The sequence below is a fragment of the Pseudoalteromonas sp. APC 3355 genome, from assembly GCF_030407615.1.
Lineage (GTDB): Bacteria > Pseudomonadota > Gammaproteobacteria > Enterobacterales > Alteromonadaceae > Pseudoalteromonas > Pseudoalteromonas distincta.
The window spans coordinates 53,126-68,562 of sequence record NZ_JASDDB010000012.1 but is presented as its reverse complement, the minus strand read 5'-3'; the positions used below and the strand labels follow the sequence as shown (position 1 = coordinate 68,562).

Here is a 15,437-nt window from a genome sequence, read left to right as displayed (position 1 = left end):
GCTGCCTCCTAGTGTGAGTGGCTTGCGCCGCTTTTTAAAATATCGGCTTTAATTACATAACTGTTTTGCGTTACGTACTCACTATTTGGCGAAAGCCCCTCAAGTACCTCTACCCACTCGCTGTTTTTAGCACCAAGCTTTACAGGGCGTACTTCAAATACATTGCCGCTTTTAATAAACACACTAGGTTTGCCGTTAAATTCCTGCACAGCTGTAGCCTTTACTCGCACTGCAGCATCTACTTTTGCAGTACTAATGTCGCTATTAACATGCATACCAGGACGCCAATGACCATTAGGGTTTTTAAGCTCGATTCGCGCACGCGCAATATGCCCGCCGCTCATCATAGGGGCTATGTAAAACACCTCACCTTGCGCGTTTAAATGATGATGTAAATCGTACACTTTTGCGCTTTGTCCTAAGGCGAGCTTTTCAATATTTTCAGGAAAAGCCGAGAGCTCGACCCATACGGTTTCAAGATTTACTATTTGCATTAATGCGCTATTGGCAAGCTCACCGCGCTTTAAATATTGCTCGGTAATAACGCCTGTAATTGGGCTTTTTATGGTGTAATTTTGCAGTGTTTCGCGGTTGGTTATACTGGCAAGCTTATCGCCTTTTTTAACGTTTTGACCAATGCTTACAAAAATATCGTTAACTAAGCCGGTATAAGGCGCCATTACTTCAACGGTGCCGTGCGCGGTGGGTGCTATAACACCAAATAGAGTATCTGTTAGTTCAACGCTACCTACTTTTGCTATCTCGGTTTTAATTCCTGCGCGTTCAATTGCTTGGGAGCTTAGCGTTGTGCGCCCTTCTTCTTGCTCATGGTGGTAGTTAATTTTTTGCCCTTTATAACTTGCCATTACATCGAGCTTAAACGAGTGCGGCTCGTTTACGCTCACGGTACTTACTAAATAGTCATCTTCAGCTTTAAAACGAATAAGCTGTGGCTCTTCACTTAAACGCTGCACATTTATGGTTACGTCTAACTGGTTTATATCCACAGCTTTATTGTTATTAAACCCATATATTCGCAGCTCGGTATTACCTGCAAACTGGGTTAACTTAAGCTCTAAATCAAGCGCGTTATTGGTTAGTAAAAATCCGCCGTGTGGGCCTTTTTGTGTGTGTTCGTCTTTGTGGCCTTCTTCGTGACCTTTTTCGTGATGGCTATCTGATGCCATAGCCGTGCTACTTAAAAATGGGAGTGCAAATAATTGCGTTATAAATAATGCGATAAGAGTGTTATTCATGATTGATGAGTCTCAATTAAAGGTTGGCCAGTTAAACGCTCAAGGGTAAGCAGCACTTGATATAGCTCGCTATGGATGTTGATAAGTGCGCGTTTAGAATCAAATAAAGCTTGCTGTGCGTCTAGCAATTGCAATACCGATATTTGCCCTTGTTGGTAGCTCTTTAAGCTTTGTTCTATAAGCGTTTTCGCTTGAGGAATAACGTGCTGCGCTAAAAGTTGTGCTTGCGCAGTTTTACCTTGGTAATACGCATACAAAGTGCGTATTTGCTGGCGTAGCTGAATACGTAATTGCCCTTGTTGCTCATTAAGTAGCGTAAGTTGATGCTTTGCAGCCTCAATATTACCGCTATTAGAATTGCTTAACTGCAGCGGCATTGAAAACGAAAACACCAACGAGCTGGCATCAGTTTGCTGGTTATATCGCACGCCACCACCTAGGGTTAAATCGCTTTGCCCGCTTGAGCGTTGCAGCGACAAATTAGCCGTTTGCTGCATATATTGCTGCTGTAGCAGTGCAAATTCAGGTGCTGTATTTACCGCATCAAGTAGCGCTGCTTCACTTTTAATAGCAGCTATTTGTGATAAATCGCCAGCATAGTAATCACTCACTTGCGGCTCTTGCCAAAGCTCGGTTAGAGCTAAGCGCGCACGCTCAAATTCGCTATTTAGCATCAGCGTATTTAAATCTACTTGGCTTAATGCATAACGCATGCGGGTTACATCAGCACTTGAGGCTGCACCCGCTTTAGCGCGTTTTTCAATTGCGTTAAGTGCCTGCTTAACGGTGTTTTTACGCTCACTATTTAAAGCAATTAACGCCTGAAATTTAAGTATTTGGTAATAGCGCTCAGCGGTGGTTGCTAAAAGTGCTAATCGGGTATTTTTATACTCAATTGTTTGCGCTTTTATATTTGCCGTGGCGTAGTTAATGCGGTTTTGGCGTTTATCACCCAGCTCTATTAATTGGCTTAAAGCCAGCGTGTATTGCGCCCCCGAAAACGCATGGGAGCCATGGGTTCCTAAAAAGTTTTCAGCTTCAAAACTCAGCTCAGGATTAGGTGAAAGCGCAGCTTGGGTTTTAAGCGCCGTTAATATTTTTTGATGATACGGGTAGCGTTTAAGCTCAGCATTTTGCTGCTCGGTATTTTTAAGCGCTTGCTTTAGCGTTAATACGTTTTGAGGCTCGCTTTTTGCCAGAGCGCTCAGTGTTGGTAATGCGCACAGTAGCGCCACCAGCATAAGTGGTTTTTTATTCATATAGCATGTCCGTTTTTTAACAAACAGAGTTGACTTAATCACTACGCCTATTTTAAAAACAAGCGCAATTAAGCAACCTAAATATGTACATAACTAGCCTTATAGCGCACAGGCGCAGGCAGTTATTTACAAAGTGTTTAAAATTAAAAACTAGCTATAAAAATTTGGTGGCGGAACATCTGGTGGATAGTTTAAACCGCTATAGCACGCAGGCAGTGTAGCTTGGCTTTGCTCAGGGCTTATAGAGTGATTTAGCGTACTGTAGTAACCACAGTGGCAATGCTGATGGGCATGTATTTCAGTAGGTGATTGCGCATCTTCATCGTTTGCATTTGTTTGAGAATGAACATGCGTAACGTGATCAACTTCTTCTTGCAGATGATACGCCGCCGCATCACAGCTAATAAAGCTGTGCACAAGCACTAAAAGTATCACGACTAAAAAGTAGTTTGAGCGCATTACCTACCTAAAAACTCTAAAATGCAATTTAAGAAATCGCACAATACCTTAAATTTATTCAAATGTAGAGAGCCGCTTACGTTATTTTCTAAATTCACTTGGTGATACACCCACTGATTTTTTAAACCGTTTAGAAAAATTAAATATATTAGGATACCCCACGTAAGCGGCAATATGGGCAACAGGCCAGCGGGTATTTAGTAGTAAGCTTTTAGCTCGTTTAATGCGTAAATAAATAAGCTGCTGCATAGGGCTTTTACCAAATTGTGCTTGGCATAACCTATGTAAATGCGGTGCTGAGTAATGCACGTGCTCGCACATGGCTTCTATTGTCCAATCAAACTGTAAGCGCTCTTCTACCTCTAAAAACAAGCTGGTTAATCTGTTTTGCCCGCCTTTTTGCTGCTCGCTTTGAAGCGTAGTGTTTAAATAGTGGCTTAAAATAGGCATAACCCCTTCGCGCAAAGTAGCGTTACTTTCGCTATATAAAAGCTCCATAGCTAAATGTAATGGCGCTAATTGCTGATTAGTTAATACCTTAGCCTGTGCTAAATTTAAATGTTGCCAACGTTTAGTGTTTGCAAGGTTTAGCCAAATCACATCCCACTTTTCGCTTGCTATTTTAACCTCAAAACTTTGCCTTGCAGGCAATATAGCTAAGCTATTTTCAGTTAATGAGTATTGGTTGTTAACTGTTTTAAGTGTGCCCTGACCAGCCAAAGTATAAAAAAGAGTGTGTTCAAGCGGGTTAGTACGTGCAACACAATAGTCACCCAATAAATTAGAGCAACCTGCCAGCTCTATTTCAAGGTTTGGCATTTGCGAAAGCGTGGTTAAATCAATAAACCGCTCTGTACACTCTGGGCCAATATCGAGTACATCTACAATAGTGTTGCGCATAATTTAAAATGATAGTTTTGGATAAATAAAAGAGAGCTTTAAGCATAACCTCAACGCATTATTTTAGCTATATTTAAGCCACTATAATTGCCACACATGCAATAGGACACTAATGAACTCACTACAACACATAATTAACCGCCGTGATTGGGAAAACCCAATTTCGGTGCAAGTTAATCAAGTAAAAGCGCACAGCCCACTCAATGGATTTAAAAGCGTTGACCATGCCCGTACTAACACACAATCACAAAAACAAAGTTTAAACGGCCAATGGGATTTTAAATTATTTGATAAACCCGAAGCGGTTGATGAATCACTGCTAAGTGAAACACTAAACAGCGACTGGCAAAGCATTACAGTGCCTTCTAACTGGCAATTACACGGCTTTGATAAACCTATTTACTGTAATGTTAAATACCCATTTGCAGTTAACCCGCCATTTGTACCAAGCGATAACCCAACAGGTTGCTACCGCACTGAGTTTACTATTACGGCGGATCAATTAGCGCAGCGTAACCATATTATTTTTGAAGGCGTAAACTCGGCATTTCACCTTTGGTGTAACGGCCAATGGGTGGGTTATTCGCAAGATAGCCGCTTACCAAGCGAATTTGATTTAAGCGAACTGTTAGTAGTAGGCACCAACCGTATTGCCGTTATGGTTATTCGCTGGAGCGATGGCAGTTATTTAGAAGATCAGGACATGTGGTGGCTAAGCGGTATTTTTCGCGATGTTAACTTACTTACAAAACCACAAAACCAAGTACGTGATGTGTTTATAACCCCCAATTTAGACGCTTGCTATCGCGATGCAACGCTACATATAAAAACTGCGATAAATGCGCCAAATAACTACCAAGTAGCAGTACAGGTTTTTGATAATGAGCAAGCACTCTGCGAGCCACACATACAAAGCACTAACAATAAACGCGTTGATGAAAAAGGCGGCTGGAGCGATGTTGTATTTCAAACAATTGATATACAAAGCCCTAAAAAGTGGACCGCCGAAACCCCATACTTATACCGCTGCGTTGTAAGCTTATTAGATGAGAAAGGCAACACAGTAGATGCAGAAGCCTATAGCATTGGCTTTAGAAAAGTAGAAATGCTTAACGGGCAGCTTTGCTTAAACGGCAAGCCGCTACTAATTCGCGGTGTTAACCGCCACGAGCATCACCCAGAAAACGGCCACACAGTTACTACCGCCGACATGATTGAAGATATTAAGCTGATGAAGCAAAATAACTTTAATGCTGTACGTACTGCTCACTATCCTAACCACCCGCGTTTTTACGAGCTGTGCGACGAGCTAGGTTTATATGTTGTGGACGAAGCAAACATAGAAACCCATGGCATGTTTCCAATGGGTAGGCTTGCCAGCGATCCGCAGTGGGCTGGTGCATTTATGTCGCGCTATACACAAATGGTTGAGCGCGATAAAAACCACGCCTCTATTATTATTTGGTCACTGGGTAACGAATGCGGACACGGCGCCAACCACGATGCTATGTACGGATGGTCAAAAAGCTTTGACCCTTCTCGCCCAGTGCAATACGAAGGTGGCGGCGCAAATACCACTGCAACCGACATTATTTGCCCAATGTATGCCCGTGTAGATACGCATGTTGCCGATGACGCCGTACCAAAATATTCAATAAAAAAATGGCTAAGCCTACCGGGTGAAACGCGCCCGCTTATTTTATGTGAGTACGCCCATGCAATGGGTAACAGCCTAGGTAGCTTTGACGATTACTGGCAAGCATTTAGAGAATACCCACGCCTGCAAGGTGGCTTTATTTGGGATTGGGTAGACCAAGGTTTATCTAAAACTGACGAAAACGGTGAGCATTATTGGGCTTACGGCGGCGATTTTGGTGATGAACTAAATGACCGCCAATTTTGTATTAACGGCTTATTATTCCCTGACCGCACGCCGCACCCGAGCCTGTTTGAAGCTAAATACAGCCAACAGCATTTACAATTTACATTGCGTGAGCAAACTAAAAATCAATACACCATTGATGTATTTAGCGATTACGTATTTAGACACACAAATAACGAAAAGCTCGTTTGGCAGTTAATGCAAAATGGCATCTGTGTTGAGCAAGGCGAGCATGTACTTAATATTGCTCCACAAAGTACGCACACGTTAACAATTAAAACTAAAACAACGTTTGAGCAAGGTGCGCAATACCACCTTAATTTAGATGTAGCACTAATTAACGACTGCAGCTTTGCAAGTGCCGAGCATGTATTAAACACCGAGCAGTTTAAGCTTATAAATAGTAATAATTTAAATAGTGAATCATTTACATCAACTACAGAGCAAAGCGCTATAATTGTAAGTGAAACCGACTCTCAACTAAGTATTGAAAACGATAAATTTAAACTTGTTTTTAGTAAGCAATCAGGGCTTATAGAGCAGTGGTTACAAAACGATACTCAGGTTATTAGTAGCCCACTGGTTGATAACTTTTATCGCGCCCCGCTTGATAACGACATAGGCGTAAGCGAAGTAGATAACCTAGACCCTAATGCATGGGAGGCACGTTGGTTACGTGCAGGTATAGGGCAATGGCAGCGCACATGTAGCTCAATTCACGCAGTTCAATCAAGCGTTGATATACGTATTTCTTGTGTATTTAATTATGAATTTAACGGGGCAGTACAAGCAAAAACACAATGGCTATATACACTAAATAATACCGGCAATATTAGCTTAAATGTTGATGTGCACTTAAACGATACACTTCCGCCAATGCCGCGTATAGGGCTAAGTACAACACTTAACAAGCAAAGCGATACAAAAGTAAACTGGCGTGGTTTAGGGCCTTTTGAAAACTACCCAGATCGCAAAGCCGCAGCACGTTTAGGTTATTACAGCTTGAGCTTAAATGAGCTACATACACCGTATATATTCCCAACCGATAACGGCCTGCGTAGCGATTGCCAATTACTGCGTATTAATAATTTAACCGTAACCGGTGCGTTTTTATTTGCAGCCAGTGAGTATTCGCAAAATATGTTAACGCAAGCGAAACACACTAACGAGCTCATTGCTGATGATTGCGTACATGTACACATTGATCATCAACATATGGGGGTTGGTGGCGATGATTCATGGAGCCCAAGTACCCATAAAGAATATTTACTTGAGCAAAAGCAGTACAGTTATTCTTTAACTTTTTCAGCTAAATAATTTAGTAGTTAACCTACAAAAATAGCGGCCAAATTGGCCGCTATTCTTCAATTAAAAAACTCTATTTATTAGCTAGTTTTTTAGCTAATACGTTATCAAGAGAAAAGCTTCCCGCTCCTTGAATTGCTAAAACTACAGTTACTACAAGTAACGTTAATGCGTATTCATAGCCATTGTTTGCCATAAATAAGCCATTACTAATATGCACGCTAAAAATAGCAATCATCATAGTAAAGCCGGCAACTACAGCAGCTGGGCGAGTTAACAAACCAATTGCTAATGCAATGCCACCAAAAAACTCAGCGCTACCTGCCATCATTGCTAACCAATAGCCAGGCTCTAAACCAATACTCGCCATCCATTGACCTGTACCTTCAAGCCCGTAACCGCCAAACCAAGCAAATAGCTTTTGTGCACCATGCGCCGCTAAAATAAGGCCAACTGGTACTCGTAAAATTAATGCTGCTACGCCTGCTTTTGAGCTAAATAATGTGTTTAGTAATTTCATGAGTTTAGTCCTGTTTTAATTTATTTAATCGTTAGATTTTTTCTAACCGTTGAGCACAGTTTACTATCATCATTAAAAAACATTAATATTGAATTTATTGGTTAATTAGCAACGCAGTATTTATAATAATCTATAAAAAAAACCGCCAACCCAAAGGTTGACGGTTTTTTATTAACGTATTACTTAGGGCGTGTTGATCTTTGTGGATTGAAATTTGTTCAATCCAAGGAAGATTAAATCGCGGCGCGAGGTTTGTAACCTAGTGGGCTAAGTAAAAACCGAGCAAAGCTTCCGCGTCCTGCTCACGCCCCTTACCTACATCCATGTAGGCAACAAAGAGTTAATCGTCCCTAGAGAGAACCCAAAGGGCAGCGCATGTTTGGTATTTATGCTGCGTTATCGCCTATTCATGGGGAATAACCACACTACATAGGCTCCGCCTTGCCTAAAAACCAAACATACTGCTGCGAATTCACCCACCAAAGATCAACACGCCCTAGTATATTTAAGTAAGCGCTTAGCTTTGAAAATTAAGCAACCGCTTGCTCTAAAATTTCGCGGCTTTCTTTAAGCGTAATAGCTTGGTTTTCACCAAGAGCAACCATGCCGTGAGCTTCAAGTTTGCCAATAATATTGTCAATAGCAGCGGCTTTATCATCGCCATGTTCAGTAAGCTGGGTCGCTACGTCGAGGCTATGGTAAAACGCCTCAATTGCTGCAATTGTTTTCTCTGCTAAATCTTCAGATTGCTCAAGACCAAATACGTTTTTACCCATTTGCTCAAGCTTTGCTTTTTTAACTGCAAATTGGTTACGTAATAAAGAAGGCTGAACAATAGCAAGTGAACGTGCATGATCAACACCGTAAGCGGCTGTAAGCTCGTGGCCAATCATGTGTGTTGCCCAATCTTGCGATACACCAGAACCAATTAAACCATTAAGTGCTTGGTTAGCAGCCCACATAAGGTTTGCACGCCATGCGTCATCTTGGTTTTCAAAGTTATCGCCTAAAGTTTTAAGCGTTCTTAAAAGTGCTTCAGCGTAACCTTCTTGAACTAATGCTGTTTCAGGGAATGTTAGATACTGCTCACAGGTATGAACCCATGCATCTACTAAACCATTCACAAGTTGGCGCTGCGGTAATGTTTTCATTACATCAGGGTCCATAATCGCAAATTTAGGAAGTACTTCTGGTGATGCAAACGGTAGTTTTTGCTTCGTTGCTTCTTTGCTCACAACTGAGTTTTGGTTAGATTCAGAACCCGTTGCAGGCAATGTTAATATTGCACCGATTGGTAATGCACTAGTAATAGTATGCTTACCAGTAGGAATATCCCAACCTTCGCCATCATAAACGGCTGATGCGGCAATGTATTTAACGCCGTCGATCACTGAACCGCCGCCTACGCCTAATACGAAGTCGATATCTTGTTCTTTACAAATTTTTACTGCTTGGTCTAGCACTTCAATTGTTGGGTTAGCGCCAACGCCCGAAAACTCAACCCAGTCAAAGCCTTCAAGTGCTGCTGCAACTTGGTCGTACACGCCGTTCTTTTTAATTGAACCGCCGCCGTACACTACAAGTACTTTTTGATCTTTTGCGATCAAATCAGATAGTGCCGCAATTTGTTGCTGACCGAATTGGATAAGAGTTGGATTTACGTAGCTAAATTTCATTATTTTGCTCCTAGGTGACGGTTAAATACTAAATAGAATGCTTAGTTACTAGCTAAGCTAAATTCCAATGAGTGCATATTAGTAGCAAAACAAACATAAAAAAAGCCCAATAACTCGCAAAAGCTTGCCTAAAACTACCAACGTTGTTATTTTACGCAAAATATACTCAATTAAAGATGCCTTTTATGCCCACCATAGCCAATATGTTGCAACAATACGCCGAGCATAATCAATTACTCAGCTTTGAAGGCACCATGGAAACTATCATTCCAGGCGTGTATTTTCATCGAGCAACTAAAAGCTCGCCGCGCCAGCCGCTTATATATAACTCAGGTATTATTATTGTTGGGCAAGGTCATAAAATAATTCACTTTCCTGAACATCAAATAAAATACGGCGCAGGCGACTACTTAGTCCTTGGCGTACCGGTGCCATTAGAGTGTGAAGCATTTACCGATAACGACTTACCCGTTATGGGCATTGCCATAGATATAAACCCTGCAATGCTACACAAACTCGTTAATCAAATAATGCAACATAAGCCTCTTTCAGCGTCATCGTCGTCAGCACAAATTGGCGCAGTACAGTCGGCAACTTTAGATACAGCAATGGAGCTCGTTACTCATCGGTTATTAACTGTTTTAAATAACCCCATTGAGGCTGACATTTTTGGCGAGGATATAGTAAAAGAATTGGTATATCGCGTACTTTGTGGTCCACAAGGACATACTTTAATAGGGCTTGCTATGCATGATGGGCATTATGCACGTATCGCCCGCACGCTCTCAACTATGCATAGTAGTTATGCCAATCAAATTACGGTTGAAGGGTTAGCTGAAGATGTAAACATGAGCGTATCGTCGTTTCATCGTGCTTTTAGGCAAGTAACGTTTGAATCCCCTCTACAGTATTTAAAAAAAGTACGCTTAGCTAAGGCTAAAGAACTTATAACCACTAGTGGAAGTAAAGCCAACGAAGCTGCATTAAAGGTTGGCTATACCAGCCCATCGCAATTTAGCCGCGAATTTAAACGCCACTTTAATAAAACACCTAGCGAAGTATTAACTCAGTTACATAGCTAGCCCACAAAAAAGCCACTATAAAAGTGGCTTTAAATAGCACGAGTGAAAAACTATACTTTTTTAAACAAAACCTCTGGGTTTACCATGGTTTTCATTTCAAGCACATTGCCATTTGGATCTTCAATAAAAAACGTTTCTTGCTCAAACTCATCACCAATAAAACGGCGGTATGGTTTATCTAGGTATTCAATACCCGCATCTTCAATACGCTTTTTTAACCCGCTAAACTCATCTTCAGATAAGTGAATACCAAAGTGAGGTACTGCTACGGCTCCCATATCAACATCATGGCGAACTGTTGGTAAGCGCTCAACACTTTGGTGCAAGGTAAGTTCATTGCCCCAAAAATCTATATCTACCCAGCGACCTTCTTCACTATTACCCGTTTTACAGCCTAGTACGTCACAATAAAACGCTTTAGCCACTTTTAAATCGCCAGCCGGAATAGCCAGATGCAAACAGTTAGACATAAATAACCCTTGGTTAACACTTTAATACATTAAATTATCGCCATTATACATAATTTGTGATTTATAGAACATTAACAGCAACGCTATTAAGCATATTTAATACCTAAAAGTCGTTTAAAAAACACGCTTTTTAAATGTGTAATTACTTATAACATTTATTTGTTAGAGAGTATTAGAAAGCGCAAAAGGATTAGTTTAAAATGCGCCGCTATGATTAAATTCTTACTTTTAAAATTCATTACTTTCTTTTTAGGCTTTGTAGCTTGCTTTGCTATGCACACTACTTTTGCACTGCCTTTAGTAATTTCTGCCGCGCTAACGGGGCTTATTGGCTCTTTTATTCCTTTTCCTGCGCGTTATAAAAACCATCCTTATGCTGCAATTTATGCTGGTAGCTTTGCCGGTATGTGCTCAACCCATTTAATTACCAGTTACTGGGAAATTGCTATTATTTCGCTTATTGGCTCAAGTTTGTATGTGCTTACTATGAATATGTTTACAGGCTTTGGTGGCAAACTTGGCAGTGTCGCTTTTGCAAGCGTGGCACTTTTTGTATTAGCTAAAGGAATCGTACTATGAGTATTGAATACCCATTACTTGTACTGCTTGGTGCTTTTTTAACGTTTTACTTAGCTAAACATAGTCGCTTTGATGGTATAAGAGCATCCTCTTCACTTTCTATTATTGCTTACTTAATTTTTAGCGCATTGAATTTAAACCCCGATTTATACGCGATTATATTTTTTGGCGGTACATTTATTGGCATGAGCGCCCCGCATCGTTTTGGTATTTATACCGTAGCAAGCTCATCTGTTTTGTTTTCAATATTATTTGAATTTCTTGTACCAAAACTTGACGGCTACGGTGGTGCACTAGGTATTAGTGCATTTTTATCTGTATGTATTTGCCATACCTGTATTTTGTTAGGTGCCCCAAGAAGTAAAAAACCACCGCCAGTTAAATAAAAAATTATTGAGCTGGTCTAGTTTCTCCCAGCATTCGCTTCAATATAGTAGAGAAATTAGAGTGTAAAATATTCATGTTTTAAGCTGTTCTTTTTCTCTGCAAGTCTGTTAGAATCTTTCGCGAACTTTATTTACCCTAAATAAAGACAATCATATATGGATTTATGAAAATGAAAAAACTAATCGCAGTAGCTGCACTATCTTTACTACCTTTCTCAAATGCTATGGCTGACCAAGATATTGGTTGTGGTCTTGGTTCTATGTTATTTGCAGGTCAGCAAGGTAAAGGCGTTAAAATTTTAGGCGCTACAACAAACGGTACTTCTGGTAACCAAACTTTTGGTATCACTTTTGGTACTTTAGGTTGTGATGGTACTGGTACAGTAACGTCTTCAGAAAAAATTGCTTTATTCATCGATGGTAACATGGAGCAACTTGCTCGTGATATGTCAAAAGGTGAAGGCGAAACTTTAGCTACTCTAGCTGAAGCTTGGGGTGTTGCAGATCAAGATAAAGCAGCATTCAACGCGCTTGCTCAAGCACAGTTTTCTTCAGTATTTACTTCTGAAAACGTAACTTCGCAAACAGTTTTAGAAAACCTAAACACTGTTCTTGCAAGTAACGCACAACTTGCTTCTTATACTCTTTCTTAATCAGCTAAATTAGCCGGTTTTATACGTATAAATAAAGCCGCTGGAGTATTTCTCTAGCGGCTTTTATTGTTTAGTGATTATGAAAAAAATATTCTTTGTTTTATCAATTGCGCTGTTTAGTACTTACGTAAACGCTCAAAGTTTTAAAAATGACACCTTAGCAACCGACCCTTACTGGCTCAAATTAGGTCATTACCGTGGGGCCACATTAGGTGGTTGGAAAAGTGAAGTAGATAGTGCTGAGTTTTTTTTATCTCCTATAGGTAAAACAAGTCCACTGGACGAACTTGAAGCCACTATAGCCGCATTTAGTGGTAAAAATACTGACCCAAAAACAACACAATCTCGCTGTCGGTTTCCAGCACGCTATAAATGGCTAAAAACAAAAATTAAAAATAACTGGCCCGCGCTTAATTGCCCAGAGCTTCAAACGTGGCAAAAAATAATAAACCCAAAAGGGGTTACGTTAGTTTTTCCTACTGCATTTATGAATAGCCCCTCATCAATGTTTGGTCACACCTTACTTCGTATTGATGCAAAAGATCAGACTCGCCATAAAGAGTTGCTCGCATTCGCAGTTAATTTTGCAGCAGAACCAGACGGCTCAGACAATGCAGCTATGTACGCACTAAAAGGCCTGATTGGCAGCTATCCTGGTAAATTTTCGCTTATGCCGTACTATAAAAAAGTACGCGAATATAATGATTTAGAATCTCGTGATATTTGGGAATACAAACTTAATTTATCTGAGCCACAAGTAGAGCTTATTTTATTGCACTTATGGGAGCTACAATCAGCTATATTTGATTACTTTTTTATTGATGAAAACTGCTCTTACCAATTACTTGCATTATTACAACTCGCACAAGAGGACCTTGATTTAACATCGTCATTTAATATGCAAGCTATTCCATCAGATACCGTTGCAGTCCTAAGAAATAACAACTTACTACAATCACCTAATTACCGCCCTGCTTTTGGCACTAAGCTTTACCATTACTCTACTCAAATGACTAACGAACAACTTGATGATGCAAGAGAGTTAATGCAAGGTGGCTCCCTCAATACTCGTAATTACTCACAGTCGCAATTAGTCGCAATATTAGAAATGGCGTATGAATGGTTAAATTTTGAATTTTACGATAAAGCATTAAAGCGTGAAGAAATTGCCCCGCGACTAACTAAGCTACTACTAATGCGCAGCAAATATAAAGTAGCTTCGCCATTTACTAAGCCAAGTCGTCCTATTGCTTCTCCAGAGCAAGGTCATGGCTCTTCTAAAGTAACGCTTGGAAGAACTGAGTATGCCCATCAAAGTGACTTAACAAGCTTTGCGTATCGCCTTGCATACCATGATTTATTAGATAGCTCAGCTGGATTTATTCCTGGTGCTCAAATTAGCTTTTTTGATATTGAAGGTGCCATAAGCGATAAGGGTAACACGCGACTTGAGCATTTTTATTTATTAGATGCTATGTCACTTGCACCCGATAACCGCGTGTTTGATAGCTGGTCTTGGAACTTTAAAATGGGCTTTGATCGTCAGCCTAATAATAATATTCAACAAGGTCGTTGGTTTGCTAAAGGTGGATACGGAAAATCAATCGGTAACCCAAACACGTTACACGGCTATTTACTTGGCCAAGTTGAATTTAATAATGGTGACATAACAGACAACCTAACAACAGGCATTGGTAGTGAAGCAGGTGCAATATGGCAAATAAATAACAGTCATAAACTCGCTCTTACAGCAAACATAACATGGTTAATAGATGGCCAAGCAGATAAACACAGTGACTTTGCAATAAAGTGGAATTACTCTTTATCACGTAATTTATCTATACGTACTGAGCTTAAAAACCAACATTGGTATACAAGTAGTACATCGGCTAAATTTGCAATTCAATACTACTTTTAATCATTGCATATACCCACAAGCGCTTAATTATTTTTACAGCGCTTGTGGGTATATAAAACTTTACTCAATACACGTTCAATTTCCACTTCTTTAATTATGTAATAGACTCTCTACATAGCTATTCATTTACTTATTTTATACATTTGAGTATATATTTCAGACAAGACCCTTTAAACTCAAAGTATTGTAGTTAGAAAGATTCTCTTATGTATCTGCGTGTTGTAGTTTTCATTTTCGTTTTTATTTTTTGCAGTAATGTAAGGGCAGTAAGCTCTCTTACTTTTATTGCCGAAGATTTACATCCTTACCATTTTAAAAACAAAAGCGGTGAAGCTGACGGAGCTTCCGTTGATATTGCTAAGGCTGTTTTAAAAGAAGCAAAACTACAAGCTAAATTTGAAATAATGCCAATGGCACGAGCCTTTCATCAGCTAGCAGCTAATCCAAACACAATTATGCTCTCTTTATTAAAAACTCCCGCTAGGCAAAATCAGTTTAAATGGTTAGGAGCGGTATATTTTACTGATGCCTACCTAGTTAGTTTAAAAAGCCACAAAGACGAAGTAACTCATTTAAATCATGCAAAATTTTATAAAGTAGGCACTATTCGTGGATATTTGAGTGCCAAATATTTAATAAAAATGGGGTTTGAAGAAGATAAAAATTTAATACTAGCTAGTTATTATCAGCAGGCATGGCAAATGCTTTATAAGGGTAGAACTGACTTTGTCCTTATGAATACACTCACCTTAGATAATGAACTAAAAATGTCAGGGCTCGACCCAGACTTAATAACTAAACGACTTCATTTAGCTGATTTTCCTTCAATACTCTATTTTGCTGCTAATAATCAGCTTGACGATAAAACAGCAAACTTAATCTCGCAGGCATTAAAAACTATAAAAGTAAGTGGCGAATACCAAGCCATTTTGAAAAAGTGGCAACTCCCTCTTCCTCCTTCTATAAATTAAACCTATTTCAATAAGTATATTAGCAAACATCAAGCGCTACCAAATATGATGAAAAACACCTCTGTTTAACAATTTTAAATAACATAATAACGTTAACCAACCCTATTGGTTAACCAAAACA

At 39.8% G+C, this 15,437-nt stretch carries 14 protein-coding genes; 7 read left to right on the top strand and 7 right to left on the bottom strand.

Going from position 1 to position 15,437, the window contains the following annotated elements; genetic code table 11:
* Positions 1 to 8: 8 nt before the first annotated feature.
* The 4 genes from QMA08_RS16115 to QMA08_RS16100 all read right to left on the bottom strand — a co-directional run bounded on the left by QMA08_RS16115 (position 9) and on the right by QMA08_RS16100 (position 3,874).
* Complete coding sequence (locus QMA08_RS16115; protein ID WP_290174948.1) at positions 9 to 1,256, bottom strand: efflux RND transporter periplasmic adaptor subunit; 1,248 nt, start codon at positions 1,254 to 1,256, stop codon at positions 9 to 11.
* Positions 1,253 to 2,515 (bottom strand): TolC family protein, encoded by a 1,263-nt coding sequence (locus tag QMA08_RS16110; RefSeq protein ID WP_290174946.1) that lies wholly within the window; start codon positions 2,513 to 2,515, stop codon positions 1,253 to 1,255. Before QMA08_RS16110 ends, QMA08_RS16115 begins: the two co-directional genes overlap by 4 nt.
* A gap of 150 nt (positions 2,516 to 2,665) precedes the next feature.
* Complete coding sequence (locus tag QMA08_RS16105) at positions 2,666 to 2,974, bottom strand: hypothetical protein (protein WP_039490315.1); 309 nt, start codon at positions 2,972 to 2,974, stop codon at positions 2,666 to 2,668.
* Positions 2,975 to 3,055: 81 nt separating this feature from the next.
* Positions 3,056 to 3,874: a helix-turn-helix transcriptional regulator gene (locus tag QMA08_RS16100; protein WP_290174945.1), complete on the bottom strand. Its 819-nt coding sequence runs from the start codon at positions 3,872 to 3,874 to the stop codon at positions 3,056 to 3,058.
* Between the two features lie 112 nt (positions 3,875 to 3,986).
* Between QMA08_RS16100 and QMA08_RS16095 the strand changes: the two genes are divergently transcribed.
* Positions 3,987 to 7,073 (top strand): beta-galactosidase, encoded by a 3,087-nt coding sequence (locus QMA08_RS16095; RefSeq protein WP_290174944.1) that lies wholly within the window; start codon positions 3,987 to 3,989, stop codon positions 7,071 to 7,073.
* Between the two features lie 61 nt (positions 7,074 to 7,134).
* Here QMA08_RS16095 and QMA08_RS16090 read toward each other — a convergent pair whose 3' ends face one another.
* Positions 7,135 to 7,581: a DoxX family protein gene (locus QMA08_RS16090; protein ID WP_002961553.1), complete on the bottom strand. Its 447-nt coding sequence runs from the start codon at positions 7,579 to 7,581 to the stop codon at positions 7,135 to 7,137.
* Positions 7,582 to 8,111: 530 nt separating this feature from the next.
* Complete coding sequence (locus tag QMA08_RS16085) at positions 8,112 to 9,257, bottom strand: iron-containing alcohol dehydrogenase (RefSeq protein ID WP_002962851.1); 1,146 nt, start codon at positions 9,255 to 9,257, stop codon at positions 8,112 to 8,114.
* 185 nt (positions 9,258 to 9,442) lie between these two features.
* Between QMA08_RS16085 and QMA08_RS16080 the strand changes: the two genes are divergently transcribed.
* Complete coding sequence (locus QMA08_RS16080) at positions 9,443 to 10,339, top strand: AraC family transcriptional regulator (RefSeq protein WP_039490308.1); 897 nt, start codon at positions 9,443 to 9,445, stop codon at positions 10,337 to 10,339.
* A gap of 50 nt (positions 10,340 to 10,389) precedes the next feature.
* On the opposite strand, the gene QMA08_RS16075 is transcribed toward QMA08_RS16080, so the two are convergent.
* The gene (locus QMA08_RS16075; RefSeq protein ID WP_138489588.1) at positions 10,390 to 10,809 is read right to left on the bottom strand and encodes a VOC family protein; all 420 of its coding nucleotides are present in this window, start codon (positions 10,807 to 10,809) and stop codon (positions 10,390 to 10,392) included.
* Between the two features lie 273 nt (positions 10,810 to 11,082).
* On the opposite strand from QMA08_RS16075, the gene QMA08_RS16070 reads away from it, so the two are divergent.
* The 5 genes from QMA08_RS16070 to QMA08_RS16050 all read left to right on the top strand — a co-directional run bounded on the left by QMA08_RS16070 (position 11,083) and on the right by QMA08_RS16050 (position 15,316).
* The gene (locus QMA08_RS16070; protein WP_002962854.1) at positions 11,083 to 11,388 is read left to right on the top strand and encodes a hypothetical protein; all 306 of its coding nucleotides are present in this window, start codon (positions 11,083 to 11,085) and stop codon (positions 11,386 to 11,388) included.
* Positions 11,385 to 11,774, top strand: a complete 390-nt coding sequence (locus tag QMA08_RS16065; protein ID WP_290174943.1) for a hypothetical protein — start codon at positions 11,385 to 11,387, stop codon at positions 11,772 to 11,774. Before QMA08_RS16070 ends, QMA08_RS16065 begins: the two co-directional genes overlap by 4 nt.
* A 170-nt stretch (positions 11,775 to 11,944) precedes the next feature.
* The gene (locus QMA08_RS16060) at positions 11,945 to 12,427 is read left to right on the top strand and encodes a DUF3015 domain-containing protein (RefSeq protein ID WP_002962856.1); all 483 of its coding nucleotides are present in this window, start codon (positions 11,945 to 11,947) and stop codon (positions 12,425 to 12,427) included.
* 79 nt (positions 12,428 to 12,506) lie between these two features.
* Positions 12,507 to 14,345, top strand: a complete 1,839-nt coding sequence (locus QMA08_RS16055; protein WP_290174942.1) for a DUF4105 domain-containing protein — start codon at positions 12,507 to 12,509, stop codon at positions 14,343 to 14,345.
* Between the two features lie 206 nt (positions 14,346 to 14,551).
* The gene (locus QMA08_RS16050) at positions 14,552 to 15,316 is read left to right on the top strand and encodes a transporter substrate-binding domain-containing protein (RefSeq protein ID WP_138489590.1); all 765 of its coding nucleotides are present in this window, start codon (positions 14,552 to 14,554) and stop codon (positions 15,314 to 15,316) included.
* Positions 15,317 to 15,437: the final 121 nt, after the last annotated feature.